This is a genomic window from Streptomyces sp. NPDC050388, assembly GCF_040655635.1.
Classification (GTDB): Bacteria; Actinomycetota; Actinomycetes; order Streptomycetales; family Streptomycetaceae; genus Streptomyces.
Genome location: NZ_JBFAKH010000064.1, coordinates 1 through 26,823, shown reverse-complemented (window position 1 = coordinate 26,823; position 26,823 = coordinate 1). Strand labels below are relative to the sequence as shown.

28 protein-coding genes and 1 pseudogene are annotated in these 26,823 nt (G+C 69.9%); 12 read left to right on the top strand and 17 right to left on the bottom strand.

The genetic code is table 11. The annotated features are described in order from the left end of the window. Nucleotides 1-20: 20 nt before the first annotated feature. The 4 genes from AB0I73_RS29660 to AB0I73_RS29645 form a co-directional block, all read right to left on the bottom strand. Nucleotides 21-920 carry an ABC transporter permease gene (locus AB0I73_RS29660; RefSeq protein WP_363042433.1) on the bottom strand — a complete coding sequence of 300 codons (900 nt, stop codon included), beginning with the start codon at nucleotides 918-920 and terminating at the stop codon, nucleotides 21-23. Then, entirely contained in the window at nucleotides 917-3,595 is a 2,679-nt protein-coding gene (locus AB0I73_RS29655; RefSeq protein ID WP_363042431.1) for an alpha/beta fold hydrolase, read from the bottom strand. The genes AB0I73_RS29660 and AB0I73_RS29655 overlap by 4 nt, the downstream gene beginning before the upstream one ends. A 615-nt stretch (nucleotides 3,596-4,210) precedes the next feature. Continuing rightward, nucleotides 4,211-4,426 (bottom strand): DUF397 domain-containing protein, encoded by a 216-nt coding sequence (locus AB0I73_RS29650; protein ID WP_363042429.1) that lies wholly within the window; start codon nucleotides 4,424-4,426, stop codon nucleotides 4,211-4,213. Continuing rightward, nucleotides 4,423-5,253: a helix-turn-helix transcriptional regulator gene (locus tag AB0I73_RS29645; RefSeq protein ID WP_363042427.1), complete on the bottom strand. Its 831-nt coding sequence runs from the start codon at nucleotides 5,251-5,253 to the stop codon at nucleotides 4,423-4,425. The genes AB0I73_RS29650 and AB0I73_RS29645 overlap by 4 nt, the downstream gene beginning before the upstream one ends. Before the next feature lie 131 nt (nucleotides 5,254-5,384). Here AB0I73_RS29645 and AB0I73_RS29640 point away from each other — a divergent pair, with 131 nt between their 5' ends. Next, a complete protein-coding gene (locus tag AB0I73_RS29640) occupies nucleotides 5,385-5,618 on the top strand; it encodes a hypothetical protein (RefSeq protein WP_363042425.1) in 234 nt (77 codons plus the stop codon). Then, entirely contained in the window at nucleotides 5,615-5,824 is a 210-nt protein-coding gene (locus AB0I73_RS29635) for a hypothetical protein (RefSeq protein ID WP_363042423.1), read from the top strand. The genes AB0I73_RS29640 and AB0I73_RS29635 overlap by 4 nt, the downstream gene beginning before the upstream one ends. A gap of 287 nt (nucleotides 5,825-6,111) precedes the next feature. Here AB0I73_RS29635 and mmsA read toward each other — a convergent pair whose 3' ends face one another. Next, nucleotides 6,112-7,614: a CoA-acylating methylmalonate-semialdehyde dehydrogenase gene (gene mmsA / locus AB0I73_RS29630; protein WP_363042421.1), complete on the bottom strand. Its 1,503-nt coding sequence runs from the start codon at nucleotides 7,612-7,614 to the stop codon at nucleotides 6,112-6,114. A 182-nt stretch (nucleotides 7,615-7,796) separates the two neighbouring features. On the opposite strand from mmsA, the gene AB0I73_RS29625 reads away from it, so the two are divergent. Then, nucleotides 7,797-8,990 (top strand): RNA-guided endonuclease TnpB family protein, encoded by a 1,194-nt coding sequence (locus tag AB0I73_RS29625; protein ID WP_363042469.1) that lies wholly within the window; start codon nucleotides 7,797-7,799, stop codon nucleotides 8,988-8,990. A 239-nt stretch (nucleotides 8,991-9,229) separates the two neighbouring features. On the opposite strand, the pseudogene AB0I73_RS29620 reads toward AB0I73_RS29625, so the two are convergent. Next, nucleotides 9,230-9,301: pseudogene (locus AB0I73_RS29620) on the bottom strand (5-deoxy-glucuronate isomerase); the annotation flags it as partial. Nucleotides 9,302-9,354: 53 nt separating this feature from the next. Next, on the bottom strand, nucleotides 9,355-10,305 hold the full coding sequence (iolC, locus tag AB0I73_RS29615; protein ID WP_363042419.1) for a 5-dehydro-2-deoxygluconokinase: 951 nt from the start codon (nucleotides 10,303-10,305) through the stop codon (nucleotides 9,355-9,357). 427 nt (nucleotides 10,306-10,732) lie between these two features. Here iolC and AB0I73_RS29610 point away from each other — a divergent pair, with 427 nt between their 5' ends. Then, on the top strand, nucleotides 10,733-10,930 hold the full coding sequence (locus AB0I73_RS29610) for a MerR family transcriptional regulator (protein ID WP_202277257.1): 198 nt from the start codon (nucleotides 10,733-10,735) through the stop codon (nucleotides 10,928-10,930). A gap of 52 nt (nucleotides 10,931-10,982) precedes the next feature. Here AB0I73_RS29610 and AB0I73_RS29605 read toward each other — a convergent pair whose 3' ends face one another. Beyond that, a complete protein-coding gene (locus AB0I73_RS29605) occupies nucleotides 10,983-12,026 on the bottom strand; it encodes a zinc-dependent alcohol dehydrogenase family protein (RefSeq protein ID WP_363042417.1) in 1,044 nt (347 codons plus the stop codon). Nucleotides 12,027-12,286: 260 nt separating this feature from the next. On the opposite strand from AB0I73_RS29605, the gene AB0I73_RS29600 reads away from it, so the two are divergent. Continuing rightward, nucleotides 12,287-12,526 carry a heavy-metal-associated domain-containing protein gene (locus AB0I73_RS29600; RefSeq protein ID WP_363042415.1) on the top strand — a complete coding sequence of 80 codons (240 nt, stop codon included), beginning with the start codon at nucleotides 12,287-12,289 and terminating at the stop codon, nucleotides 12,524-12,526. A 664-nt stretch (nucleotides 12,527-13,190) separates the two neighbouring features. Here the strand turns inward: AB0I73_RS29600 and AB0I73_RS29595 are convergent. From AB0I73_RS29595 to AB0I73_RS29580, 4 genes are all read right to left on the bottom strand, one after another. Further along, nucleotides 13,191-14,480, bottom strand: coding sequence for a citrate synthase (locus AB0I73_RS29595; RefSeq protein ID WP_363042413.1), 1,290 nt, complete (start codon nucleotides 14,478-14,480; stop codon nucleotides 13,191-13,193). Nucleotides 14,481-14,722: 242 nt separating this feature from the next. After that, on the bottom strand, nucleotides 14,723-16,975 hold the full coding sequence (locus AB0I73_RS29590; protein WP_363042411.1) for an ATP-dependent RecD-like DNA helicase: 2,253 nt from the start codon (nucleotides 16,973-16,975) through the stop codon (nucleotides 14,723-14,725). Nucleotides 16,976-17,116: 141 nt separating this feature from the next. After that, a complete protein-coding gene (locus tag AB0I73_RS29585; protein ID WP_363042409.1) occupies nucleotides 17,117-18,205 on the bottom strand; it encodes a macro domain-containing protein in 1,089 nt (362 codons plus the stop codon). Nucleotides 18,206-18,245: 40 nt separating this feature from the next. Beyond that, nucleotides 18,246-18,806 (bottom strand): DUF4433 domain-containing protein, encoded by a 561-nt coding sequence (locus AB0I73_RS29580; protein WP_363042407.1) that lies wholly within the window; start codon nucleotides 18,804-18,806, stop codon nucleotides 18,246-18,248. 300 nt (nucleotides 18,807-19,106) lie between these two features. Here AB0I73_RS29580 and AB0I73_RS29575 point away from each other — a divergent pair, with 300 nt between their 5' ends. Further along, entirely contained in the window at nucleotides 19,107-19,427 is a 321-nt protein-coding gene (locus AB0I73_RS29575) for a hypothetical protein (RefSeq protein ID WP_363042405.1), read from the top strand. On the opposite strand, the gene AB0I73_RS29570 is transcribed toward AB0I73_RS29575, so the two are convergent. Together AB0I73_RS29570 and AB0I73_RS29565 are read right to left on the bottom strand one after the other, a co-directional pair. Continuing rightward, complete coding sequence (locus tag AB0I73_RS29570; RefSeq protein WP_363042403.1) at nucleotides 19,363-19,599, bottom strand: DUF397 domain-containing protein; 237 nt, start codon at nucleotides 19,597-19,599, stop codon at nucleotides 19,363-19,365. The genes AB0I73_RS29575 and AB0I73_RS29570 overlap by 65 nt on opposite strands. An 8-nt stretch (nucleotides 19,600-19,607) precedes the next feature. After that, complete coding sequence (locus AB0I73_RS29565) at nucleotides 19,608-20,459, bottom strand: helix-turn-helix transcriptional regulator (protein WP_363042401.1); 852 nt, start codon at nucleotides 20,457-20,459, stop codon at nucleotides 19,608-19,610. Nucleotides 20,460-20,682: 223 nt separating this feature from the next. Between AB0I73_RS29565 and AB0I73_RS29560 the strand changes: the two genes are divergently transcribed. The 3 genes from AB0I73_RS29560 (at nucleotide 20,683) to AB0I73_RS29550 (ending at nucleotide 22,146) form a co-directional block, all read left to right on the top strand. Further along, a complete protein-coding gene (locus AB0I73_RS29560) occupies nucleotides 20,683-21,150 on the top strand; it encodes an ATP-binding protein (protein ID WP_363042399.1) in 468 nt (155 codons plus the stop codon). 182 nt (nucleotides 21,151-21,332) lie between these two features. Continuing rightward, nucleotides 21,333-21,809 (top strand): DUF4265 domain-containing protein, encoded by a 477-nt coding sequence (locus AB0I73_RS29555; RefSeq protein ID WP_363042397.1) that lies wholly within the window; start codon nucleotides 21,333-21,335, stop codon nucleotides 21,807-21,809. Between the two features lie 82 nt (nucleotides 21,810-21,891). Then, nucleotides 21,892-22,146 (top strand): hypothetical protein, encoded by a 255-nt coding sequence (locus AB0I73_RS29550; protein ID WP_363042395.1) that lies wholly within the window; start codon nucleotides 21,892-21,894, stop codon nucleotides 22,144-22,146. 135 nt (nucleotides 22,147-22,281) lie between these two features. Here AB0I73_RS29550 and AB0I73_RS29545 read toward each other — a convergent pair whose 3' ends face one another. Continuing rightward, the gene (locus tag AB0I73_RS29545; protein WP_363042393.1) at nucleotides 22,282-22,878 is read right to left on the bottom strand and encodes a TetR family transcriptional regulator; all 597 of its coding nucleotides are present in this window, start codon (nucleotides 22,876-22,878) and stop codon (nucleotides 22,282-22,284) included. A gap of 90 nt (nucleotides 22,879-22,968) precedes the next feature. Between AB0I73_RS29545 and AB0I73_RS29540 the strand changes: the two genes are divergently transcribed. Further along, nucleotides 22,969-23,832, top strand: a complete 864-nt coding sequence (locus tag AB0I73_RS29540) for an NAD(P)H-binding protein (RefSeq protein WP_363042391.1) — start codon at nucleotides 22,969-22,971, stop codon at nucleotides 23,830-23,832. Between the two features lie 208 nt (nucleotides 23,833-24,040). Here AB0I73_RS29540 and AB0I73_RS29535 read toward each other — a convergent pair whose 3' ends face one another. Further along, nucleotides 24,041-24,670 carry a class I SAM-dependent methyltransferase gene (locus AB0I73_RS29535; RefSeq protein WP_363042389.1) on the bottom strand — a complete coding sequence of 210 codons (630 nt, stop codon included), beginning with the start codon at nucleotides 24,668-24,670 and terminating at the stop codon, nucleotides 24,041-24,043. Between the two features lie 77 nt (nucleotides 24,671-24,747). On the opposite strand from AB0I73_RS29535, the gene AB0I73_RS29530 reads away from it, so the two are divergent. Beyond that, nucleotides 24,748-24,873, top strand: coding sequence for a hypothetical protein (locus tag AB0I73_RS29530; RefSeq protein ID WP_363042387.1), 126 nt, complete (start codon nucleotides 24,748-24,750; stop codon nucleotides 24,871-24,873). A 224-nt stretch (nucleotides 24,874-25,097) separates the two neighbouring features. Here AB0I73_RS29530 and AB0I73_RS29525 read toward each other — a convergent pair whose 3' ends face one another. Next, entirely contained in the window at nucleotides 25,098-25,274 is a 177-nt protein-coding gene (locus AB0I73_RS29525) for a hypothetical protein (RefSeq protein ID WP_363042385.1), read from the bottom strand. Nucleotides 25,275-25,542: 268 nt separating this feature from the next. On the opposite strand from AB0I73_RS29525, the gene AB0I73_RS29520 reads away from it, so the two are divergent. Beyond that, nucleotides 25,543-26,445, top strand: coding sequence for a ribokinase (locus tag AB0I73_RS29520; protein ID WP_363042467.1), 903 nt, complete (start codon nucleotides 25,543-25,545; stop codon nucleotides 26,443-26,445). Nucleotides 26,446-26,823: the final 378 nt, after the last annotated feature.

The following is a 26,823-nucleotide window of genomic DNA, read 5'->3' as shown; positions in this document are numbered from 1 at the left end:
CCCACTTGGGGCGTGCGCGACTACGACACCACGTCCTTGCGGGCGAAACCGCGGAAGGCCAGCGCGAACAGCACGAACGCGTACGTCACCGAGACCGCGGTGCCCTGGATCATGCCGGACCACTCCGGGTCCGGCTGGACGGCGTCCGCCCAGGCGAACTGCCAGTGCGCGGGCAGGAAGTTCCGCCAGTCGCCGAGGGCGGTCACCGCGTCGAGGACGTTGCCGACGATGGTCAGTCCGACGGCGCCGCCGACCGCGCCCAGCGGGGCGTCGGTGCGCGTCGACAGCCAGAACGCGAGCCCGGCGGTGACCAGCTGGGACACGAAGATGTACGCCACGACCACCACGAGCCGCTGCGCCGCCGTCGCGGGGTCCAGCGAGCCTCCGGTGGGGATCCGCAGCGGGCCCCAGCCGTAGGCGGCGGTGCCGACGGCGAGCGCGACGACCGGCAGCAGCACCATCGCGGCGAGGCTGAGTCCCAGTCCGACGACGAGCTTGGACCACAGCAGCCGCATGCGCGGCACCGGCGCGGCGAGCAGATAGCGCAACGAGGACCAGCCGGCCTCCGAGGCGACCGTGTCCCCGCAGAACAGGGCGACCGGGATGACCAGCAGGAAGCCCGCCGAGACGAACAGGTTCACGGCGGCGAAGTTGGCGCCGGAGGCGGTGGCCGTGTCCATCAGGGTGATCCGGCCCTGCCGGCCCTCCGGCTCACCACCGATCGCGAAGGCGACGACCAGAACGAACGGCAGGGCGGCGAGGATCGCGCCCATGACGAGCGTGCGGCGGCGCTTCAGCTGCCGGACCAGCTCGACCCGCAGCGGCAGCGTGCGCCCCGCGCGGTAGCCGTCGGCCACCTCCACGGGCCCGGCCGGCGCTTCGGGTCCGGTGGGCCCGGTCCGCTCGGCGAGCGTGCTCATGCGGAACCTCCGATCATCGTGAGGAAGGCGTCTTCGAGGCGGCGGTGCGGGCCCACCGACTCCACCGGCACGTCCAGCCGGACCAGTTCGGTGACCAGGCGGGCGGCGGTGCCGTCGGCGTCGAGGCGGACCAGCAGCCCGTCGTCGACGCGGACCGCCGAGGCGACGCCCGGCAGGGCGGCCACCTTCTCGACGAGCGGCTCGTCCACGGGGGACCCGGTGTCCACGAGCAGGGTGTCGCCGGAGCCGACGATCTCCCGCACCGGCCCGGCCTGGACCAGCCCGCCGCGGTCCATGACGACGAGGTGGGTGCAGGACTGCTCGACCTCCGACAGTAGATGGCTGGAGACGATCACCGTGCGGCCCGCGGCCGCGTACCGGATCATCACCTCGCGCATCTCGCGGATCTGCGGCGGGTCCAGCCCGTTGGTCGGTTCGTCCAGGATGAGCAGGTCGGGCAGGCCGAGCATGGCCTGGGCGATGGCGAGGCGCTGGCGCATGCCCTGGGAGTAGGTGCGCACCGCACGGGCGAGGGCCTCGCCGAGGCCCGCGATCTCCAGGGCCTCGTCCAGGTGGGCGTCCTCGGGCGGGCGTCCGGTGGCCCGCCAGTACAGCTCCAGGTTCTCCCGGCCGGACAGGTGCGGCAGGAAGCCCGCGCCCTCGACGAAGGCGCCGACCCGGGAGAGCACCGGGGCGCCGGGGCGGATGGCGTGACCGAAGACGCGGATCTCGCCGCCGTCGGGTGTGATCAGGCCCATCAGCATGCGCAGGGTGGTGGTCTTGCCCGCGCCGTTCGGCCCGAGCAGGCCGAGGACCTGGCCCTGCTCCACGCGGAAGGACAGGTTCCGCACGGCGTACCGCTCGGCGGAGCGGGCGTAGCGCTTGCTCAGGTCCGTGATCTGCAGGGGCACGTCCGCGAGTTCGGGGTCGGGGGGCGCGGCGGCCGTGCGGCGGCGGCCGGTGAGCACCAGGACGAGGGCGGTCACGGCTCCGGCGAGCGGCAGCCACCACACCCACGCGGGCAGCGGGGCCGCCGCGGTGGTCACCCCGGGCGCGGTGGGCACGGTGAGGTCGCTCTTGAGGGAGACGGTGTACGTCGCCGGGGCGACGGGTGAGGCGTAGCCGAGGTCGGTGGAGGCGAGGACGAGACGCAGGCGGTGGCCCTGCCGGACCTCGTGGTCGACGGTCGGGAACGTGACGGTCACGTCCTTGCCGGCCTTGGCGTCCTCGACGCGCACCGGGGCGACCAGCTGGGACGGCAGCACCTGCTGCCGTCCGTCCGGGCCGACGTCGTACACCTTCCCGAAGAGGACGGCGTCGTCGCCGGTCGACCTCACGTGCACGGTGGCCGTCGGCGATCCGGTGATCCGCAGGTCGCCGGTGACCGGGGCCGACTCGAAGCGGGCGTGCTGGCCGGGGAAGTCCAGGGAGACGCCGACGCCGAGCGAGGACAGCTGGGAGAGGCCGCCGGCGCCGCCGAGGCCGGGCAGGGCGGAGACGGCGGGCGGGTTGGCGCCGGCCGGGTTGGCGAAGCTCTGCTCGCCTCCGGTGAGGGGGAAGGACCTGCCGCCGCCGGTCAGGCCCGGGGAGCGGTCCGCGCTCGCGCCGCTCAGCACGGCCCGCCCATTGGTGGAGTCGACGCCCCCGGTGCGGGTGACGCGGAAGGCGGGGCCGGTGTCGGCGCTCGTGTCGTCCTTCAGGTACCGGTCGAACCAGGCCAGGGTGCGGGTGCGGACCCGGTCCGCCTCCGGTTCACCGCCGTCGTGCCCGCCGGCGATCCAGTCGACGGCGACCGGGGCGCCGCCCGCCCGGATCGCCTTCGCGGCGGCGTCGGCGTGGCCGAGCGGGAACAGGGAGTCGTTCTGGCCCTGCATCAGCAGCGTCGGTACGTCGATGCGGTCGGCGACGGCGGACGGGGACCGCTCCTTCAGGAGCGCGACGGCCTCGGCGTCCGGGGTGCCGGACTCGGCGACCCGCTCGTACATCCGGCACAGCGCGGGTTCGAACTTCTCGCAGCCGCCGCCGGTGTTGACGAAGACGCCCGCCCACAGCTTCTTGAACACGCCGTTCGGGAACAGCGCTTCGGCGAGGTCGAAGTAGGTGATCGCGGGGGCGAGGGCGTCCACCCGGTCGTCGTGCCCGGCGGTGAGCAGCGCGATGGCGCCGCCGTAGGAGGCGCCGGCCATGCCCAGGCGCGGGTCGCCGTCCTCGTCCAGCTGCACCTCGGGCTGCTCGGCGAGCCAGTCGATGAGCCGGGAGACGTCGGCGACCTCGCCCTTCGGGTCGTTCAGCCCGATCTTCCCGGTGGACTTACCGAAGCTGCGCGCGGACCAGGTCAGTACCGCGTACCCCTCGCGCGCGAGTTCCTCGGCCTGCTGCCGTACGTCGTCCTTGCTGCCGCCGAAGCCGTGCCCGAGCAGCACGGCGGGGCGGCGGCCGTCCGGGCCGGCGGTGAAGTACGAGGTGTCGATGCGCACCCCGTCGGCCGTACTCGCGATCCGGTCGGTCCGGCTGACCGCGGGCGCCGGGTCCTCGGAGGCGACGGCGGTCCACGTACCGGCCCCGGCGAGCACGACGACGGCGGCCGCGGCGGCCAGGGTCCGTCGAGGCCGCCGTCCACCGCCACGCCCGCCCCCGCGCAGACGGGCCCGTAGCTGGGTCACTCGGAAGTCCATGCCTGAACCCTAAAGGGGGTCGCCACACCCTCCGGCTGCCCCCAGGGGGATACCGATCCCCTCCCCCGGTCGTACGCGGGTCCCCCACATACACCGGACGCGGTACACCGGCCTGGGCTGCGTGCCGGAGCTATCGGGGTGCGGAACACCCCCGCGTCGGCGGGGAGGACACGGGGCGGCCCCGTACGGTTGACGCATGGATCGGAACACCCCGCGTCGGCGGGGAAGACGACGACGGCCCCTTCAAGACCGGCCGAGTGACTGGAACACCCCCGCGTCGGCGGGGAGGGCAAGCAGTCGCCGAACAGGTCCAGTTCCGGCGCCGGAACACCCCCGCGTCGGCGGGGAGGGCTACTCCCAGCATGGCGGGAAGCTGCACATCGACGGAACACCCCCGCGTCGGCGGGGAGGGCGCCACCGGCGTCCTCACCATCGCCACCCTCGGCGGAACACCCCCGCGTCGGCGGGGAGGGCGCCGATCCCGGACAGGACGCCGCCTCCCAGGACGTCTTCCCCGCCGACGCGGGGGTATTCCGGAGACGGGCGGGATCCCGTCGGACGCGTTCTCGTCTTCCCCGCCGACTCGGGGGTGTTCCGTGAGTCAGCGGCTACGCATCAGGCAGTCGGGTAACCGGGCCCCTTGAGGCTGCTGAGGAAGGCAGTCCAGGTGTTGACGGGGAAGCGGAGGACCGGGCCGTGCGGGGTCTTGCTGTCGCGGACGGGGACAACGGCGGGGAGGCCATGGGCAACCTCGACGCAGTTGTCTGCTCCTCCGTCGCTGTAGCTCGACTTGCACCAGTTAACGGCACCAAGATCGGTTGTACGGCTCATGATCGGAGCTCCTCCAGGACGCGCTCGATGAACATCACCGAGTCCTGTGGCGTCAACGCCACATCTCGCACCCGATCGTAGGCCAAACGGAACTTATGGATATCGTCAGGCTCTTCGAGCAGCTCGCCGGACGTGTTGCCTTCCAAGTAGGCAACAGAGGTTCCGTCAGGTTGCCACAACAGGTGGAGTGAGCCCCTGTTGAGCGGGTGAACCCCCGCGCTGAATGGCAGTACCTGGATGGTGATCGTGGGCTGGGCTGCCGAGTAGACGAGGTGGAGCAACTGGTCGTCCCAAATCTTGGGGTCGGCCACAGTGCGCCGCAGTGCCGCTTCATCGATGATCACTCGGATGACAGGTTTGGGCTTTCGGTGAAGTAACTCCTGACGCCCGATACGCGCGACGACCTGTTCTTCCAATGCCTCTTCATCCGGCTGCGCCTGCCATAGCGACAGCACAACCCTGGCATACGCCTCCGTCTGAAGCAGACCAGGAACGCCAGGGGTGTACATGTGCATCACGTTGGCCGTGGCCTCCAGCCGCATGAACGCCTTGTACTGGTCCTTGAACACCTCCATCCGCGCCAGCTTCCACAGCCGAACCAGCAGGTCCCCGGTCTCGTAGTACGTGTCCAGGTCCTCCATCACCGGTCGCTTGGAGATGCGTTCGGCGGCTTCGATCCGGTACAGGTAGCTCTTGTCGTAGTTGGTGTCCTCGGCGAGCTGGCTCAGCGACTTGCCCGCCTTCTCGCGGAGGTAGCGCAGGGTGCTGCCGAGCGCGCCCCGCGCGGAGTCCTCGTTGCTGTCGTGCTGCTCCGGCCGTACGTTCATCGGCCAACTCCCCTGTGTCCCTTGTACCGCGTCCGCTGCCTCGCGGAGCGGCAACGCGTCGGCCCTGGCCGCGCCATCTGCTCAGCGTGATGCTTCGAGTGCAACACGTGACGAACGACCGGAGCAGGTGAATGACGGACAAGGAACTCGAAGCGGTGATGGACGGAATTCAGCAGGCGGAGGCCGTGCGGGAGGAATTGGGAGCGGCACTGGCCGACGTCGGGATCGTACTGCCCTCGCTGGCGCTGGACGTTCCCACGGTCGCGGCATGCCATGCCGTCCCGCTCATCGACCTCGGGCGCTGCAACCTGGAGACTGCTCGCAGGCTCGCGGCCGTTCTGCGGGCAGCCGGAACGGCGCGGTGAGCGGGGGGAGGGAGCCGCTCACGGCTGACGAGCGGCGCCTGATGCTGCGGTTACTGGCCTGCCTGAGGAACGGCCTGGTGTGCGCGGCCGAGGAAGGCCGGGACGAGTCGCCGCCGGAGTCCGCGCCGCAGGGAGGCGGGCGACCGCTGAGCGAGCGGCTCCGGGAACTCAACCACTGGAGTGGCCACCGGGACGGGCTGCGGTGACCGGACGGCAGTCGGACGTGGACTGGCTCGCACCGCCTCGGGGAACGGAAAGCCTCCCGCGCGGCAGCCTGGTGGAAGACTCGGGATCCGGACGCGTGGGGATCCTCCAGGACGTCACGGCGTACGTGCCTCCCTGGCGGGGGGACCAGCGCCCGCGTCCGACCGCGTTCGTACGTCCCGTCGGTGGGGGCCGGGAGTGGACCGCGCCCCCGGAGCGACTGCGCCCGGTCGGCCGGGACCGTGGGGGTGAGCACGGTCCCGGCCGGCCGGGATGACGGTCCGCGCCGTCAGTGGTTGCGGGGGAAGCCCAGGTCGATGCCGGTCGGGGCGTCGGAGGGGTCGGGCCAGCGGGTGGTGACGACCTTGCCGCGGGTGTAGAAGTGCGTGCCGTCGTTGCCGTAGATGTGGTGGTCGCCGAAGAGGGAGTCCTTCCAGCCGCCGAAGGAGTGGTAGCCGACGGGGACCGGGATCGGGACGTTCACGCCGACCATGCCGGCCTCGACCTCCAGCTGGAAGCGGCGGGCGGCGCCGCCGTCCCGGGTGAAGATCGCGGTGCCGTTGCCGTACGGCGAGGCGTTGATCAGGTCCAGGGCCTCCTCGTACGTCTCGGCGCGCAGCACGCACAGCACCGGGCCGAAGATCTCGTCCTGGTAGGCCTTCGCGGACGTGGGCACCTTGTCCAGCAGGGAGATGCCGATCCAGTGGCCGTTCTCGTGGCCCTCGACGGTGTGGCCGGTGCCGTCCAGGACGACCTCGGCGCCCTCGCCCGCCGCGTTCGCCACGTAGGAGGCGACCTTGTCGCGGTGGGCCTTGGTGATCAGCGGGCCCATCTCGGAGGCCGGGTCGTTGCCGGGACCGATCTTGATCTTCTCGGCGCGCTCGCGGATCTTCTCCACCAGGGTGTCGCCGATCGCGCCGACGGCGACGACCGCGGAGATCGCCATGCAGCGCTCCCCCGCCGAGCCGTAGGCGGCGGAGACGGCGGCGTCGGCCGCCGCGTCCAGGTCGGCGTCGGGCAGCACCAGCATGTGGTTCTTGGCGCCGCCCAGGGCCTGGACGCGCTTGCCGTTCGCCGAGGCGGTGGTGTGGATGTAGCGGGCGATCGGCGTGGAGCCGACGAAGGAGACGGCCTGGACGTCGGGATGGGCGAGGAGCCGGTCGACGGCGAGCTTGTCGCCGTGGACGACGTTGAAGACGCCGTCCGGCAGCCCGGCCTCCGACAGCAGTTCGGCGAGGCGGACGGCGGCCGACGGGTCCTTCTCCGACGGCTTCAGCACGAAGGTGTTGCCGCAGGCGATGGCCAGCGGGAACATCCACAGCGGCACCATCGCCGGGAAGTTGAACGGGGTGATGCCCGCCACGACGCCCAGCGGCTGACGGATCGAGGCGACGTCGACCCGGCTGGCGACCTGCGTGGACAGCTCGCCCTTGAGCTGCACGCTGATCCCGCAGGCCAGGTCGACGATCTCCAGCCCGCGCGCCACCTCGCCAAGCGCGTCGGAGTGCACCTTGCCGTGCTCGGCGGTGATCAGCTCGGCGATCTCGTCGCGGTGCGCGTCCAGCAGCGCCCGGAACGCGAAGAGGACGGAGGTCCGCTGGGCCAGGGAGGACTGACCCCAGGTCAGGTACGCCTCCTTGGCGGCGGCGACCGCGGCGTCCACCTCCTCCACGGAGGCGAACGCGACCTTCGTGGTGACCTCGCCGGTCGCCGGGTCGGTCACCGGCCCGTACGCGCCCGACGTGCCTTCGGCGGTCTTGCCGCCGATCCAGTGGTTGACGATCTTCGTCATCTGATTCCTCCATGGATACTCCGCCGTTCACGGCGGAGTGGGGGTACCTCCCGCTTGCGGGGGAGAAACGGGCTCCTGCGGAGCAGGATGGCGGGCTGCGGCCCGCCATCAGGGCGAACCGCAGCGCTCTGACCCGCAGGTTTGGTCACTGCGTGTGGTCGCACTAGCGTGTGTGCGTGACGATGAAGCAGGTGAAGCGGGCGTTCAAGTACCGCTTCTACCCGACTGTTGCGCAGGCGACCGAACTGTCGCGCACGTTCGGGTGTGTGCGGAAGGTCTACAACCTGGCCCTCGCCGCCCGCACCGAGGCGTGGGCGCGCGGGGAGCGGGTCAGCTACAACGCCACCTCGACGCTGCTGACAGCATGGAAGAAGACCGAGGAACTGGCGTTCCTGAACGAGGTGTCCTGCGTGCCGTTGCAGCAGACGCTGCGCCACTTGCAGACCGCGTTCACACACTTTTTCGGCAAGCGGTCCAAGTACCCGCGCTTCAAGTCGAGGAAGAAGTCGCGGAGGTCCGCCGAGTACACCGCCAGCGGTTTCCGCTTCCGGGACGGCAGACTGACCCTGGCGAAGATGGCCGAGCCGTTGGACATCGTTTGGTCGCGTCCGCTGCCCGAGGGGACCACCCCGTCCACGGTGACCGTCTCGCAGGACGCCGCGGGACGCTGGTTCGTCTCCCTGCTGTGCGACGCCCCGACCCTCCGGCCGCTCCCGGCCACGGACACCGCGGTCGGTGTGGACGTCGGCCTGGAACACCTGCTGACCCTGTCGACCGGGGAGAAGATCGCCAACCCCCGGCACGAGCGCAAGGACCGTACCCGCCTGGCGAAGGCGCAGCGGAACCTGGCGAAGAAGGCCAAAGGCGACGGTGCGAACCGGGCCAAGGCCCGGCGCAGGGTCGCGAAGATCCATGCCCGGATCGCCGACCGGCGCCGGGACCGTCTGCACAAGGTGACCACTCGGCTCGTTCGTGAGAACCAAACGATCGTGATCGAGGACCTGGCCGTGCACAACATGGTCAAGAACCGAAACCTCGCCCGTGCCATCAGTGACGCGGCGTGGTCGGAGTTGCGGAGCATGCTGGAGTACAAGGCCACCTGGTACGGGCGGAAAGTGATCGTGGTCGACCGCTTCCTCCCCTCGTCCAGGCTGTGCTCCCACTGCGGTGCGCTCGCCGGGAGCATGCCGCTGCACGTCCGTACCTGGACCTGCGGGGGCTGCGGTACAACGCACGACCGGGACGGGAACGCGGCGAAGAACGTTCTGGCCGCCGGGCTGGCGGTGTCGGTCTGTGGAGCTGATGTCAGACCTCAACGGAGACCTCCGGGCGGGCAGTCGGCGACGAAGCAGAAAGCCCCACGGCACGAGCCGTAGGAATCTCCCTCGTTCACGATGGAGAGAAAGTCAAGACCGAGTACTCCTTCACAGAGGGCGGCGCCGGTTCTTCACGTGCCTCGGGTTACGTGCCTTGGTTTCATCCCACCAGGATCGGGCGCGGGGCGCGCCCGACACTCTGTCGGGCGTTGCGGTCCCCCCGTAGACACTTGGGTCGGGGTGAGCCGCGGTGGTGGGGCGGGGACCTCCGGCGCGGGGCCGTAGCGGGCGGGGAGTCATCGCACGCACTTCGCTCCTGCCAAAGCAAAGCGGCCTCCCGCGCCGGAGGCGATCGGTGCCGGGGCCGGCCGTCAGCGGTGCCCCGGGGTACGGCCGGAACCCACGCGGCCGGGGTGCGCGTCGGTCATCGCACGGCCCCCTCGGTGACCGCCGCCTCGATCTCGTCCTCGGTGGGCATCGCGGACGAGCACTCGAGCCGGGAGGCGACGATGGCTCCGGCGGCGTTGGCGTACCGCATGGTCCGCTCCAGGCTCCAGCCGGCGAGCAGGCCGTGGCAGAGGGAGCCGCCGAAGGCGTCGCCGGCGCCGAGGCCGTTGAGGACGTTCACCGGGAGCGGCGGGACCTCGGCGCTCTCCCCCGTGGCGCTGACCGCGAGGACGCCCTTCGGTCCCTGCTTGACCACGGCGAGTTCGACGCCGGCGGCCAGCAGCGCGCGGGCGGCGGCGTGGGGTTCGCGGACGCCGGTGGCGACCTCCACCTCGTCCAGGTTGCCCACGGCGACGGTGGTGTGGCGCAGGGCCTCCCGGTAGAAGGGGCGGGCCTGGTCGGGGTCGTGCCAGAACATCGGGCGCCAGTCGAGGTCGAAGACGGTGGTGCCGGCCTTGGCCCGGTGGGCGAGTGCGCCGAGGGTCGCGGTGCGGCTGGGCTCCTCGCTCAGTCCGGTGCCGGTGACCCAGAAGACGCGCGCGTCACGGATGGCGTCCAGATCGAGTTCGTGGGCGTCGATCTCCAGGTCGGGGGCCTTGGGCCGGCGGTAGAAGTACAGCGGGAAGTCGTCCGGCGGGAACACCTCGCAGAAGGTGACCGGGGTGGGCAGCCCGGGGACCGCGGTGACCCAGCGGTCGTCCACGCCGAAGTCGCGCAGCTCCTGGTGGAGGTAGGTGCCGAAGGGGTCGTCGCCGGTGCGGCTGATCACCGCCGTGTGCCGCCCGAGGCGGGCGGCGGCGACCGCGACGTTCGTCGCCGAGCCGCCGAGGAACTTGCCGAAGGAGGTGACCTGCGGAAGCGGGACACCGGTCTGGAGCGGGTAGAGGTCCACTCCGATACGGCCCATGGTGATCAGGTCGTACGCCATCGCGATCGCGTTCCCTTCGTGCCGTGTCGCGGTGTCCGGTGGTCCCGGGTCGTCCTGGTACGGCTCTCCCCCGGTTTCTAGCCGTGGAGCGAAGCCCTGTCAATACTTTGTCCAGACATACGGACCAGATCTCGACAGGGCCTCCCCGAACCCGGCCGGTTCGACCGGGGATGCCCCGAACGGGTCAACCCGCCCCGCCGACGGACCGGCGAGGATCTTTGCGTCACTTGTGTCACAAACACCTCGCCCCCGTCACAGATGTCCCGCGCAGGCGGCTCTTCCGTCACGCCCCGCGCACAACCGCTGACCCGCTCCGTAACGCGTCGTTGACCGGGCAGAACGCTGGGTGATCGCCAGCGCAGCACCCGGTTCCCCCTGACGGCCGCCCCTTGGCCGCCTCCGTGGTGCTCGTGGGGAGGAACGACGCATGACCGACCGACGTCTGTGGTCGTACAAGGACATCGCGGCGCACATCAAGGTGCAGCCGGACACCGTACGCTCCTACCGCAAGCACGGTCTGCTGCCCCCGCCCGACCACGTGGAGAGCGGCAAACCGTACTGGTACGCGGACACGGTGCGCCGCTGGGTGGCGGCCCGGCCCGGCAACCGGAGCCGCAGGGACTAGCCGATCCGCACGGCACCGCCCACCTCCGGCCCCGGCCGGGCGTGGGCGGTGCTCAGTTCCAGGGCTCGATGACCGTCACGCCCGCGCCCGGTGCCGTGCCCATCGCCGCCAGGGCCGACGGGACCGCGTCCAGGCCGATGGTGCGCGTCACCAGCAGGTCGGGGCGCAGGACGCCCGCCCGGACCAGCTCCAGCATCGGGGGGTAGGTGTGCGCGGCCATGCCGTGGCTGCCGAGGAGTTCGAGCTCCAGGGCGACGGCACGGGCCATCGGCACCGGGGTCGTGCCCGTCGGTGAAGGCAGCAGGCCGACCTGGACGTGGCGGCCCCGGCGGCGCAGGCCGTTCACGGAGGCGGCGCAGGTGGCGGGCGAGCCCAGGGCGTCCAGGGAGAGGTGGACGCCGCCGCCGGTGAGATCGCGGACCGCGGCCGCGGTGTCCTCGACCTCGGACCCGTCCACGCACTGAGCCGCGCCGAACTTCCGTGCCAGGTCCAGGGCCCGGGGGGACACGTCCACGGCGACGACCCGGGCGCCCGAGGCCGCCGCGATCATCACGGCCGACAGGCCCACCCCGCCGCAGCCGTGCACCGCGACGGACTCCCCCGCCGCCACCCGGCCCTGCTGCACCACCGCCCGGTAGGCCGTGGCGAAGCGGCAGCCCAGGGAGGCGGCCGTCGCGAAGGACATGCCCTCGGGGACGTCGACCAGGTTCACGTCGGCGTGGTCCAGGGCCACGTACTGGGCGAACGAGCCCCAGTGGGTGAAGCCGGGCTGGGTCTGCCGCTCGCACACCTGCTGGTCCCCCGCCGCGCAGGCCGGGCAGTTCCCGCAGGCGCAGACGAAGGGGACGGTGACCCGGTCGCCGACCCGCCGGCCGGTGACCCGCGCGCCGACCGCCTCGACGACACCGGCGAGTTCGTGGCCGGGCACGTGCGGCAGTGTGATGTCCGGGTCGTGGCCCTGCCAGCCGTGCCAGTCGCTGCGGCACAGGCCGGTGGCCTCGACCCGCACCACGACCCCGTGCTCCGCGGGCTCCGGGTCCGCGACCTCCCGCACCTCGGCCGGTTCCCCGTACCGCTCGAACACCACCGCCCGCATGACGGCCCGCCTTCCGTCCGCGCCGGCGGCGCGGGGACCGGCGTGGAGTGCCGTACGCGCACCCCGGCGCCTCCCCCGCCCCTTCCCGGCGATCACCGTTTGCGGCGGAACGCTATCCGCGAACCTCCGCCCTGTCGCGGGCGGCTCCTTGATCCGGGAGCCCCGACGGTCCTGGATTCATACCCCCTAGGGGTATAAACTGAAAAACGTGGCCCCTGCGGGCCCCTCCACCTCACACGTCTCGACGAGGGAGCAACGACATGACCGCCCAGACCGACACCCAGGGTTCCGTCACCGCCACCTACAAGGTGAGCGGCATGAGCTGCGGCCACTGCGAGGGCGCCGTCTCCGGCGAGATCTCCGGGCTCCCCGGGGTCTCCTCGGTGAAGGCCGTCGCCGCCACCGGCGCGGTCACCGTCGTCTCCGCGGCCCCGCTCGACGAGGAGGCCGTCCGCGCCGCCGTCGACGAGGCCGGCTTCGAACTGGTCGGCAAGGCCTGAGGGCACGGTGCCCCGGCCGGCCTTCGCCGCACCGGCCGACCCGCCGCCGGAGGGCGTTTCATTGAGATCTCGACCTGATGAACCCCTGGAGTCCGGTACGACCTTTCACATAAGCTCTTCACAAGGCGTACGCATCGCCCTTACGCCTGGGCCCCATTGGCGATACCGGGGCCCTTGCGCGCGTAACGGACATATGCAAGAGACGCAGATCACAGTGAAGTGAACGTAACCATCGAAGGGGTTCGAAGGTCTAAGTTGGCGATGTCAGGAAGCGTCTTGGGGGGCGCGACCTGGCATCTGGGGATGTCTTTGGGGGACTTTCCCAGACTGCGTTGCCGGGGCACGTACATCGGAGAGCTTTGAGCGGCCCTCCCGACCGTGCGCTGTCCCGGCAGACCGCATGGGGGCAGTGAGTTCTGTTCTGCTCATTGTGCTCACACAGCGATTCAGGCGCTGTTCTTCACAGACGCCCGGCCGGATCCCGTGGGGGGAATCCGCACCGGGACATGGGAAGGCGCCCTGCCGTCGGCCCGTGGGGGGACCGGCGCGGGGCGCCTTCTCGCTTTCCCGAGGCCCGGTTCCGGCCCGGGCGGCCGACGAAAACACCGGACGGCACGCCCCTGAGGGCGTGCCGTCCGGTGTCCGTGCGGGCGACCGGGGTCGGTCAGCGCTGCTCGACCGGGATGAAGTCCCGCTCCACCACGCCCGTGTAGATCTGGCGCGGGCGGCCGATGCGGGAGCCCGGCTCCTTGATCATCTCGTGCCACTGGGCGATCCAGCCCGGAAGGCGGCCGAGGGCGAACAGGACCGTGAACATCTCGGTCGGGAAGCCCATGGCCCGGTAGATCAGACCGGTGTAGAAGTCGACGTTCGGGTAGAGGCTGCGCGAGACGAAGTAGTCGTCGGAGAGCGCGTGCTCCTCCAGCTTCAGCGCGATGTCCAGCAGTTCGTCGGACTTGCCGAGGGCGGACAGCACCTCGTGCGCGGCGGCCTTGATGATCTTGGCGCGGGGGTCGAAGTTCTTGTAGACCCGGTGGCCGAAGCCCATCAGGCGGACGCCGTCCTCCTTGTTCTTCACCTTGCGGATGAAGGAGTCGACGTCGCCGCCGGCGGCCTGGATGCCCTCGAGCATCTCCAGGACCGACTGGTTGGCGCCACCGTGCAGCGGCCCCCACAGGGCGGAGATGCCGGCGGAGATCGAGGCGAACATGTTCGCCTGCGAGGAACCGACCAGGCGCACCGTGGAGGTCGAGCAGTTCTGCTCGTGGTCCGCGTGCAGGATGAGCAGCTTGTCCAGGGCGGAGACGACGACCGGGTCGAGCTCGTACTCCTGGGCCGGGACCGAGAAGGTCATGCGCAGGAAGTTCTCGACGTAACCGAGGTCGTTGCGCGGGAAGACGAACGGGTGGCCGATCGACTTCTTGTACGCGTAGGCCGCGATGGTCGGAAGCTTGGCGAGCAGCCGGGTGGTGGAGAGGTTGCGCTGGCGCTCGTCGAACGGGTTGTGGCTGTCCTGGTAGAACGTGGACAGCGCCGAGACGACCGACGACAGCATGGCCATCGGGTGGGCGTCGCGCGGAAAGCCCTTGTAGAAGTTCTTGACATCCTCGTGCAGCAGGGTGTGCTGCGTGATGTTGTTCCTGAACGTGCTGAGTTCGTCGACGGTCGGCAGCTCACCGTTGATCAGCAGGTAGGCGACCTCCAGGAAGGAGGAGCGCTCGGCCAACTGCTCGATCGGGTATCCGCGGTAACGGAGGATGCCCCCCTCACCGTCCAGGTACGTGATCGCGGATTTGTATGCGGCGGTGTTGCCGTAGCCGCTGTCCAGCGTCACCAGTCCGGTCTGGGCGCGGAGCTTCCCGATGTCGAATCCCTTGTCGCCGACGCTGCTGTCGACCACCGGGTAGGTGTACTCGCCGTCGCCGTACCGCAGTACTACAGAGTTGTCGCTCACGTCTTCCCTCACCGACGTAGTGCCTCATCTTCGAGGTGCCCTGACTGTCTCTACCATCCCCCACTTGGCTCAGGAGAGTGCACTCGGGGTCGACCATCGGGCCTATTGGCGGCACTGAGTGCCGCCAGCTTTCCCATCCTGCCCGTTGTGTTCAACTTCCGGAAGCCCTTGTGACCTTTACGACTCATTTGATCGATCATTTTCCTTCCGGGAACGGGGCGAAGGGCCGCAACAACGGCGGATCAGGCGCCCGCGAGCCGGAAGTCGAGGGCCGTACAGCGCCTGCCCGCCGACACCGTGCGGACCGCCTGTCCGATCGCCCTGCGGGAGCCGACGAGGACGACCAGCCGCTTGGCCCGGGTGACCGCCGTGTAGAGCAGGTTGCGCTGGAGCATCATCCAGGCGCCGGTGGTCACCGGGATGACGACGGCCGGGTACTCGCTGCCCTGGGAGCGGTGGATGGTCACCGCGTAGGCGTGTGCCAGTTCGTCCAGTTCGTCGAACTCGTACGGCACCTCCTCGTCCTCGTCCGTCAGGACCGTCAGCCGCTGGTCGACCGGGTCGAGCGAGGTGACCACGCCGACGGTGCCGTTGAAGACCCCGTTCGCGCCCTTCTCGTAATTGTTGCGGATCTGGGTGACCTTGTCGCCGACACGGAAGACCCGGCCGCCGAACCGCTTCTCGGGCAGGTCCGGGCGGCCCGGGGTGACGGCCTGCTGGAGCAGTCCGTTCAGCGTGCCGGCGCCGGCCGGGCCCCGGTGCATGGGGGCCAGGACCTGCACGTCCCGGCGCGGATCGAGACCGAACCTCGCCGGGATGCGCCGGGCCGCCACGTCCACGGTGAGCCGGCCGGCCTCCTCCGTGTCGTCCTCGACGAACAGGAAGAAGTCCTTCATGCCGTCGGTGACCGGGTGCTGCCCGGCGTTGATCCGGTGCGCGTTGGTCACCACGCCCGACTGCTGGGCCTGGCGGAACACGCGGGTGAGGCGGACGGCGGGGACCGGGCTGCCGTCCGCCAGCAGGTCGCGGAGCACCTCGCCCGCGCCGACGCTGGGGAGCTGGTCGACGTCACCGACGAAGAGCAGGTGGGCGCCGGGGGCCACGGCCTTGACCAGCTTGTTGGCCAGCAGCAGGTCGAGCATGGACGCCTCGTCGACCACCACCAGGTCGGCGTCCAGCGGCCGGTCCCGGTCGTAGGCCGCGTCGCCGCCGGGCTTGAGCTCCAGCAGGCGGTGGACGGTGGAGGCCTCGGCGCCGGTCAGCTCGGCCAGGCGCTTGGCGGCGCGGCCGGTCGGCGCCGCGAGCACCACCTTGGCCTTCCTGGCGCGGGCCAGCTCCACGATGGAGCGGACGGTGAACGACTTGCCGCAGCCGGGACCGCCGGTGAGGACCGCGACCTTCTCGGTGAGCGCCAGCTTCACGGCGGCCTCCTGCTCGGGAGCCAGGTCGGCCCCCGTACGCCCCTTGAGCCAGCCGAGGGCCTTCGCCCAGTCCACGTCCCGGAAGCCCGGCATCCGGTCCTCGCCGGTGCGCAGCAGCCGCAGCAGCTGGGCGGAGAGGGACAGCTCGGCGCGGTGGAAGGGGACGAGGTAGACGGCGGTGACCGGGTCGCCGCCCTGCGGGTCGGGCACCTTCTCCCGTACGACTCCGGGGTCCTCGCCCTCCTGGGGCTCCGCGGCCAGTTCGGCGAGGCACTCGATGACGAGCCCGGTGTCCACCTGGAGCAGCTTCACCGCGTCGGCGATCAGCTTCTCCTCGGGGAGGTAGCAGTGCCCCTGGTCGGTGGCCTGCGACAGGGCGTACTGCAGGCCGGCCTTGACCCGGTCCGGGCTGTCGTGCGGGATGCCGACGGACTGGGCGATCCGGTCGGCGGTGAGGAAGCCGATGCCCCAGACGTCGGACGCCAGCCGGTACGGCTGGTTCTTCACGACGGAGATCGAGGCGTCGCCGTACTTCTTGTAGATCCGCACGGCGATGGAGGTGGAGACCTCGACGGTCTGGAGGAAGAGCATGACCTCCTTGATCGCCTTCTGCTCCTCCCAGGCGTCGGCGATCTTCTTGGTCCGCTTGGGGCCGAGACCGGGCACCTCGATCAGCCGCTTGGGCTCCTCCTCGATGACGGTCAGGGTGTCCAGCCCGAAGTGCTGGGTGATGCGGTCGGCGAAGACCGGCCCGATGCCCTTGACCAGCCCCGAGCCGAGATAGCGGCGGATGCCCTGGACGGTGGCCGGGAGCAGCGTCGTGTAGTTCTCCACGTGGAACTGCTTGCCGTACTGCGGATGGGACCCCCAGCGCCCCTCCATCCGCAGCGACTCGCCCACCTGGGCACCGAGCAGCGCCCCGACGACGGTGAGCAGGTCGCCGGCGCCCCGGCCGGTGTCGACCCGGGCGACCGTGTAGCCGTTCTCCTCGTTGGCGTACGTGATGCGCTCCAGCACGCCTTCGAGGGTGGCGAGGCGCCGTTCCCCGGGGGCCGCTGCGGACTGAGTGGACATGCTCCGACGGTACCGGTGGGGTGTGACAGGGTGCCGGGCCGTCCGGGCTTCAGCGCCGGGAATCCGCTGGGAGCGCTTGGACGGAGGGGGCGAAGGCTCCCTGGCGGAACGGGCGGGCGGCGCGGGCCAGGCCCTGTTCCCTCACGCGGTTGAGCCGGATTCGTGCGGCGGCAGGAGGCCCGCCTCGGACAGGCGCTGCCACGCCGTGCGCACATGCGCCCGTGTGAACAGGCGCTGCTTGCGCTCGCTCCACCCGCCGATGCACGCCGCGACGGCGTCAGGGCTCGGCGGCGGCGTGACCAGCTCTTCCGCAGCGAACAGAACGGTGCTCAGGAGTTCCATGCCGAAGGCGTCTTCGAAACCAGCCGTCAGCATATGGAACTTTTCCGCGATCCCCTCGAACTCCGGGTACTGCTCAAGAAGCCGCTCGGCTTCGTCCACGGAGCCCTTGTCGAGTTCCAGGATTGCCTGAGCTCCGCTGGTGCCGTCTCCATACCCCGTGATGAAGTGTCCCTCCATCGCCGAGACCGCTCTGTCCAGGGGGTGCGAGTACGGACCGTAGATCCCCTTTTCGAAACGAAGACCCAGCGGCAGTTGCAATTTCTGCAGAAAATACGCGACCTTGTGCGCTTCGAGCAGGGAAACACGAGGCTCAAAAGCAAGTCCACGCGAGATTCCACTACGGATGTAGCGGTCGAGCGCAGCAAGGAAAGCGGCACGCTCGCGGTTCATGGAGGGCGCTTCGGTGGCGTTCGGCATGGAGGTCGCATTCGGCGCACCCGCTGGCTCCCACACCCGGACCTCGACCCCCGGGATGGTGCCCAGCGCCTGGCGAATCATGGGCTCGACCTCGCGCCAGGAGAGGCCGCCATTTCCGCACCCGAGCGGAGGAACCGCGATTGATCTGATTCCCCTCTCGACGATCTCGTCACGCAACGCGACAAGCCCCGAGGCGATGTCTTCAATTCGGGACGGCTCGCGCCAGTGACGCTTCGTCGGGAAATTGATGATAAATCTAGGGCCTGCCATCTGCCCGACCTCATGCACGTGCATTCGGCCGACCGTCACATCCCCGCGGTCACAGGACGCCTTGTAGTCCTTGAAATTCTCCGGATAGGCCCGCTTGAACTGCAAGGCGATGCCCTTGCCCATGACGCCCACGGTGTTGACCGTGTTAACAAGGGCATCGACATCCGCCAGAAGCAGGTTGCCGGTGCCGCGCGTGATCATTGTCATCCTTCCCTTGGAGGGTCCGATCGCTTCCGCCAACTCAGTAGTACCACTCACGTCTGACACTCACCGGGAGTTCGGCCCCCGCCTCCCTGAGCAGGTGACACGCCTGTTGGGCGTGATCATGATCGTAGGTCCCGACCTCATGCAGAGCGGTGACGGGGAGATGTTCGAGAACCAGAAGTTCAGCCATGCGCCGTCTCATCCGGTCACCGTCATCAGCCGTGTTTGCCCAGTACCGAGCTGCCATGATCCCCCAGTCGACGACCGTGGGCATCTCACCCAGCGTCGTGAAGTGCTGAGTGATCTCGTTTGCGCAGTTGCCGTCACTGAAGACGAAAGGCCTTCCGGACTCCACAACCGCACCTACGGACGTGACGAGGTAGACGAGTGGAGTCTGCCCCTCCCGGTACGTCGGCACGCCACCCCGGCTGATCACATACAGCATGGGCGATCGCGGGGCGAAGTAGAACGGAACATAGTCAGCCGGACAACCGTACGGAGGGACGGTGATCCGTCGGGTGCGCCGTTCGGCCTTGACCTCCCTGTCTCCGCACTCCAGTAACACCCCTCCCCTGTCTTGCATGACGGCGTCCGACACCAAACTGCTTCTCGGTAAGGATGTCGCGCAGGTTGCGTACGTGCGTGAAGTGGAAGAGTCGCCGTTCCCCAACATTCGTCACAAAAGCCGAGTAGACCACACTCATGCACCCCAAGGACAGCAGTCACATCATCAACTGGCCTCCTTCGGCTAGCGATTGAGCGATGACAGCCGAGTCTTATGGCGACGCCGACACGGGGAACTGCCCAAGGGACCCGGTGACGGTACCGGTGGGCCGTGGCAACCGGGGCCTGCCCGGGAGGCCGCAATCGGTAGGCTCTCGCGGACGAACTCGAGCAGATGGCGGAGCGGCACGTGATGCGAGACCTCTACAACGTCCGGGTGCGGCCCACCGAGGCCGCCGTCGCACCGCTGACCGACGAGGAGGAGCAGCGCTTCCGGGCCGTGCTCTTCAGCGAACTCGGGAACGAGATCGCCGACCACGGCTATGCGCGTTTCCCGGCGCACACGCCCGAGGACCGCCGCCGGCTGGTCGACGTCGCCCACCGCCTCACCGCGTACTGGGGACAGCAGGTGTTCGCCGAGGCCGAGGACCTCACCCGCCTGCGGCTCCACTTGGCCGGACACGAGGCACGGCCGCAGGCATTGCCGACCTCTTGAGGGCTTTGAGGAAGGGGATGAAGGCGGGGGCGGGGAAGAGGAGAGTGGCCCTGTCGGGGATCTTCGAGTCGCGTATGGCTATGCAAGTAGGACTGTGCGCGATCTCCACGCACGAGTCGCCGTCGCCCGGACCGGAGTAGGACGACTTCCGCCAGTTGTCTGGGGTGCCCATGAAGCGCCTCACAGCTCCTTCGCCAGCCTGTGGATGAAATCGCGCGACCGCTCGGTGGAGAGCGACACGCCCTCCACCCTATGAAAGAGCGTTCGAAAAGCGGCGAGCTGGGCTTCCGAGTCGATGAAGGCCGCACCGTGCGGGCCGTCGCGTACCACGGTGTCCAGCTTGGACACGGCACCTCCCGCGTACGTCATGGCGCTCGCGGCGCCGGCGAAGCCTTCCAGGCCGAAGGGGATGACGCGGACGGTGACATGCCCCCACTCGGAGAACTCCAGAAGCCGAGCCAACTGGGTCCGTGATGTGGCCCGGTCGCCCACCATGATGCGCAACGCGGCCTCGTGGACGACCGCTTCGTACGGCGTCGGAGCAGACCCTTCAAGGACGGCCTTGCGCTGCATCCGGTGCCGGACGCGCGCCTCGAGTTCCTCCTGCGGGAGTTCGGGAATCCGGTAGGCGAAGACAGCGCGGGCGTAGTCCTCCGTCTGGAACGGGCCAGGGATGTACAGGAACTGGACCTCGCGCAGGAACGCGGCATGGTTCTCCAGTTCGGCCAGGTCCAGGAAGGACGTGGGCAGCAGGCCCCGATACTCCTCCCACCAGCCGCGCGTCCGGTCGGTGGCCATGGCGATCAGAGATGCGATGAACTCCTCATCCGTGCAGGCGTAGTGGGACAGGAAGCGGCGCAGCCTTTCTTCGCTCACACCTGTGAGCCCGGATTCGACGTGGCTGATCTGGACCCGATTCACCCCGAGCAGCGCCGCCGCCTCGATCGCGGTGAACCCGGCAGCCTCGCGAAGCCTGCGCAACTCCGCCCCCAGGCGCAACTGGCGTGCGGTTGGTTCGCGCCTGAGGACCATCAATCGCTCCTTGGTTCAACCCGATCGCCAGGACAGCTCGTTCGAGGGCAGATTATCGCGATCAGCTTGCCCTGGATTACATGTAAGCCCTACCGTCAGTGACGCGACGCACACCGTGCGGCACCGGGACCCCGGAAGCGCACCGCTCCGCCCTGCCACGACGGCCGCGGCAATGACACCGATCCCGCCCCCGAACCTCTCCCTCACCGAACGGAGTTGACGCATGCCCCAAAGCGAGAACGAGCCGTGGGAGTACTCCCTCCACATCCCCAACGACCTCCGCGCCGTCACCATCAGCCGCCGCACCCTGCGTCTGATCCTGACCATGCACGGGCTGATCGGCCTCGTCGATGTCGCCGAGTTGCTGGCGACCGAGCTGGTCGCCAACGCCGTGACGCACACCCAGGGTCCCGCCGCCCTCCGGGTCCGCTGGGCACCGCCGGGCACGCTCCGGATCGGGGCATGGGACGCGGACCCGGAACCACCGGAACCGCCGACCCTCTTCGAGCAGGCCGGCGAGCTGGAGACGGGTCGGGGGCTGGCCATGGTGCGGGCCTGCGCCGACGTGTGGGGGTGGCACCCACTGTCCAGACACGGCAACCGGGGCAAGTTCATCTGGTGCGAGCCGGCTCTCACTCGCCCCGTCGCCCCACAGCCCCCGACCCCTCTGACGGCCCCGCAGACTCGCTGACACTTCCCGGCCACCTGCTGGATCTGCGCTCACTTCTCTGCACTTCACTCAGACAAGTGACGAATCAGTACTCCAGCGGTAGATCGTGGTCTTGCTGGTGGGCGTCCGGTGACAGCGAGGATTGATCGCCCAGCTCAGGTCCGATGCGACGGGACTTCGGCGGCCGGCGCATGATGCCCGGCATGGAGAGCATGGTCGAGAAGATCAAGGTCTGGTTCCGGTTCGTTCCTCGCGAGGGGTGGTTCCCGCAGGACACCGAGGGTCTATGGGCTACGAGGCTCAGCGCTGACACGGCTCGCGTGCAGAACGTCCCCTTTCTTCAGAACGGGGTGGCTGAGGGGGACGTCGTGCGGTTCCAGACCGACTCGGAAGGGCTTCGCTGGGCCGTGGGGCGGGTCAGCTCCTCCGGCAACTGCACGATTCGCGTTGTGCCTGTTCCTTCCGGGCCGCTGGGGCGCAGCCCTCAGGCAGTTCATCAGCACCTTTCGAGATTCGGGCTCGGTGGCGAGGTCTTCCGTGAAGACTTCCCGATGGTGGCCTTCAACGCACCGGCCGGTGGCGACTTCCACGGGATCAAGGCGCTCCTGACCCGAGGGCAAGAGGATGGGTGGTGGCACTACGAAGTCGGCTGTGCCACCGATGAGTGGTGGAACGCCTGATCTTCGCGCGCTCCGAGAAGGCCGTCCTTCGGGACAGCCGACCTTCGGACAGCGGGCGTGTGTCCGTCGTCCCGTCCTGACCGTGCAGGTCTCCGAACGCCCGCGGCTCGTCGGGATCCGCGACACCCTCCTCGCACGCATCCTGGAAGCCGAAGGCGAGGGGTGGCTCGGCGATATCGAAGGACTGCAGAGCGGCCTGACCCACGCCGAGGGGAAGCTCGCTCAACTCGACGCGCGGATCTCCCGGCAGCAGGAGTCTGTCGACCTGGGAATTCCCACCTTCCGGGAGGTCGTTGCTCGCACTGCTGCGGTCGCCGCACCGCCGGAGCCTTCGTGACCTGGACCGTTGCCGCCTCCGGCGATGGCCAGAGGACGCCGGCACCGATCGGAACAGTGCGGAAGCGGCATGACCGGGCCGGTGACAACGCGTGCACCAGGCTGCGGAGCCTTCTTCGACCGGGAGGGTCGCCTGTCACCGCAGTTGGCTGAATGCCTGGTCGGCGTCGGCTACGGCCTCGGGGTGGACGTCGTGGGCGGTGCGACCGTCGGCGATCTTCTGCCAGTTGGTCCGGGCGAGCACCCGTTGGACCGCGAGCACCTGGGCGGCCAGCAGGCGTGCCCGGATGCCTTCGCCGAGGGCGCCCGCCAGTGCCTCCTCGTCCTCGAGCTGGTACCGCGTGAGCCGTCCTGCCAGGCTCGGTGTGGTGAACACCAGCCGATGGAACGCCACCACCTCGGGATGATCGTTGAGGCCGGTGACGGGGTCGTGCCGATCGAGGCCGGCCCGGAAGTGCCGGTGCAGCGCCGTCACCGGCTTGATGCCGGACCCGCGGTCACGTACGACGCCTGCTGCCTCGCCCTGGTGGTCCGCAAACCGATGCAGCACCAGGTCTTCCTTGGTGGGGAAGTACCGGAAGAGGGTCGGCTTGGAGATCTCGGCCGCCGCGGCGATGTCGTTGACCGAGACGCGGTCGAAGCCGCGCTCCAGGAACAGCGAGACGGCCGCGTCGCCGATGGCGTCGCGCGTCCGCTCCTTCTTGCGGGCCCGCAGTCCCGTCGACTCGCTCATCTGACCACCGTAACATTCATGACCGGGTTGCTTTTTTAACCGAGTAACGTTTTTATGGGCGTCGTGAATCAGAAGAGAGACACTCCTCCCGTGCTCGTAACCGGGGCGACGGGCCGGGTCGGCCGCCTCGTCATCGATCGACTCCTCGACGCGGGCGTGCCGGTCCGTGCCCTCACCCGTCGCTCCGAGGCTGCGGCGACGCTGCCGGCGAAGGTCGAGGTCTTCACCGGCGACCTCACTGTGCCCGAGACGCTCGACCCGGCATTGAACGGCGCCGGTGCCGTCTTCCTCGTCTGGACCGCCCCGCCTCAGACCGCCGCGGCGGTCGTCGAGCGGCTGGCGGCCCACGTGCGGCGGGTCGTCTTCCTCTCCTCTCCGCACCGGACGCCGCACCCCTTCTTCCGGCAGCCCAATCCCATGGCGGTGCTGCACGCCGACATCGAGCGGCTCATCGCAGCCACCGGACTCGAGTCGACGATCATCCGGCCGGGGATGCTCGCGTCGAACTCGCTGGCCTGGTGGGCGCCCGCGATCCGGGCCGGCGAGGTCGTCCGGTGGCCTCACGGCGCTGCCGAGACGGCACCGGTCGACGACCGCGACGTCGCAGCCGTCGCGGCGCGGACGCTCTGTCAGGACGGGTACGCCGGAGGCGACTACGTCCTTACGGGCCCCGAATCGCTGACCCAAGCCGCGCAGGTGGGCGTCATCGGCGACGCCCTGGGGAACCGGATCGCATTCGAGGAGATGACGCCGGACGAGTTCCGGAGCCTGTCGGAGGGCACGGCGCCCAGCTCGGCCGTCGACATGCTGCTCGCCGCGTGGAACGCGGCGGTCGGACAGCCCGCGTACATCACCACTGCGGTGGCCGACATCCTCGGGACGGCGCCGCGAACGTTTCACCAGTGGGCCGCCGACCACGCCACCGCGTTCACGGAGGGTCCGGAGGGGTCGTGACCTCGTCGACCGCGATCTGCGTCCCTGGCCACAGCCCTCAGTCCGCCGCCGCCCGGCCCCCGCCTCCGGGATGTGCCGGGCGCGTAGGCGCGGGAGGCTCAGTGGCCCGGGCATCGTGCGTACCGACAGGACGCGCAGCCTGCGGTCCCAGTGCGCGATGTCGATGGGACATCACATGCGGAAGGTGTGCGCGTCGCCTGCGGGCGTCCTAGGGGCGGCGGGCCAGCAAGTGGGCGTCGAGGAAGCCTCGCTCGGAGGCCGGGTCGTGGAGCAGCCGGGCGAACGTGACGAGCCCGGCCCCGGTCAGCAACTCGGCGAACCGGTCCACCGGCCAGCTGTAGGCGGGCGTCACCTTGTGGTCGAAACGGACCGGCTCCGGTCCCTCGGTCGCGAAGAACGAGACCAGGAACAGGCCCCCTGGTGCCAGGACACGCACCTGCTCGGCGAGCAGCGCGGGCAATTCCCCGGGCGGGGTGTGGATCATCGAGTAGTGGGCCAGCACGCCGCCGAGCGCGCCGTCCTCGACCGGCAGGGCCTCCATCCGCGCCTCGTCGAACCGCAGCGCCGGATGGGCCCGCCGGGCGTGGTCGACCATGCCCGGGGACAGGTCGAGCCCGAAGGCGTCCAGCCCCAAGTCGTGCAGCATGGACGTCAGGTGACCGGGTCCGCACCCGACGTCGGCTGTCCGCGGGTTCCCCGTCCCGCGCACCAGCTCGGCGAAAGTGCCGATCATGTTCCGTGAGAACGGGTGCGTCTCCAACCGATCAGCGAACATCGACGCGTAGAGCTCGACGACCCCGTCGTAGGCCGCTCTGGTCTCGTCCTGGTGTTCCGCCACGGGGAAGAAGCTAACACCCGTGCCGTTCGCAGCCGTTCTCCGCCTTCATACCGGTCCCCTACCCATCCGGTGCCTCGATGGTCTCCCCGTACATCGCGGGTGTCGCGGTGCTGTACCTGGGCGCCGACCCGGGTGAGGGTTCGCCGAACCTGCTGCTCAGCACCCGGTTCCTGCAGAAAAAGCAGCAAGATCACAACGGTTGACATCTCCGATGGTGCGAACTGGCTCTCACTCGCTCCGTCGCCCCCCAGGCCCTGCCCCCCTGATGGCCCAGCAGACTCGATGACACTTCCCGGCCGGCTGTTGGATCCGCGCTCACCCGAGCGCGATACGTACACCTCAGGGCCAAGTGCTCACGGTCGGGCAACAGGCAGGGAGACCCGGCACCGTCCGACGAGCCGGAGTCGGGCCGCCCTTCGCGTACACCTCAAGCGCTGGTCCGTCTGCGGCGCCGCAGCGGTGCTGTCGCCCACATCGTCAGACCGAACAGGGACAGGAGCACCGCTCCTCCGACGACAGTGGGAATCGCCCCGATGAAAACGAACATCAGCAGCGACTCCGCCCACGTCGGCTCCTCGCCCATCGTGCTCCCGCCCCGCGCCATGAACACCACGACGCCGGCAGTCGGCGGCCGGTTCCGGACGCACGCGTCGCGGCACCCCGCACGCCGAGGACGACGAGACGGCGCTCGGCGCGATCGAGGTGCTCGGCCCCGAGGCCGGAAAACCGGAAAACCGGTCCGGGTCGTCGGCTTCGACGGCACGCCGGACGGCCGGAAGGCAGTCGGGGAGGGCACGCTGTACGCGTCCGCCGCACAGCAGCCGGCCGCCCGCCCGGAACCGACCCTATGGAGAGCCATGGAGAACCAGTCCGTGTACGACTACGACCTGCTGATCGTGGGGTCGGCCAACGCCGACCTGGTGATCGGCGTGGAGCGCCGCCCGGGCGCCGGGGAGACCGTGCTCGGCTCCGACCTGGCCGTCCACCCGGGTGGCAAGGGCGCGAACCAGGCGGTGGCGGCCGCCCGGCTCGGCGCCCGTACGGCCCTGCTGGCCCGGGTCGGCGACGACGCGCACGGGAGGCTGCTGCTGGACTCGCAGCGGGAGGCCGGGGTCGACACGGCGGGCGTGCTGGTGGGCGGGGCGCCGACCGGCGTCGCGCTGATCACGGTGGACCCGTCCGGGGACAACAGCATCGTCGTCTCACCGGGCGCCAACGGCCGGCTGACGCCCGCGGACGTACGCGCCGCCGGGAGCATCTTCCACTCCGCCCGGGTCGTCTCCACGCAGTTGGAGATCCCGCTGGAGACGGTGGCGGAGGTGGCGCGCACGCTGGCGCCGGGCAGCAGGCTCGTGCTGAACCCGTCGCCGCCGCAGCCGTTGCCGTCCGAGGTGCTGGCGGCGTGCGACCCGCTGATCCTCAACGAGCACGAGGCGAAGGTGATCCTGGGTGAGGCCCGTGTCGGTGAGGAGCCCGAGGACTGGGCGCGGCTGCTGCTCGCGAAGGGGCCCCGGTCGGTGGTGGTGACACTGGGCGGTGAGGGTTCCCTGGTGGCCTCCTCCGACGGTGTCGCCCGCATCCCCTCCGTACCGGTGCGCGCCGTGGACACCACCGGCGCCGGGGACTCCTTCACCGCCGCGCTGGCCTGGCGGCTCGGCCTCGGCGACTCCCTCGCCGACGCGGCCTCCTACGCGGCCCGGGTGGGGGCGGTGACGGTCACCAAGGAGGGCGCGCAGGTGTCCTTCCCGACGGCGGAAGAGGTGGCCGCCCTGTGAAGGGGAGCGGAATACTCGACCGGCGTCCCTCCGGTGCGCCGGCCGAGCCGGGCCACGGGGACGGGGTCCTGCCGTGCGTGGGGAAACTTCGACGCGGAGAAATTTCGAGGGGGCCCGGTACGTGACCGGGCCCCCTCGGTTCCCTCCCCCTGTTCCCTCCCCTGTCAGAACCTCTCGGATCCCCCCCGGGTCCCCCACAGAAGTCCTGACAGCAAGTACGACCCGCGGGGTGGGGGGAGGGTTGCACGGCCCGGCCAAGATTTTTTCGGCCCGTGCGGTCTGCGCTAAGAGCCCCTAACAAAATAGGGTGTTTGCATTATTCTGGGTGCACTGGTGCGAGTTCGTGCCGATCGGGAGGTGTGTGATGTCCCGCCCCAA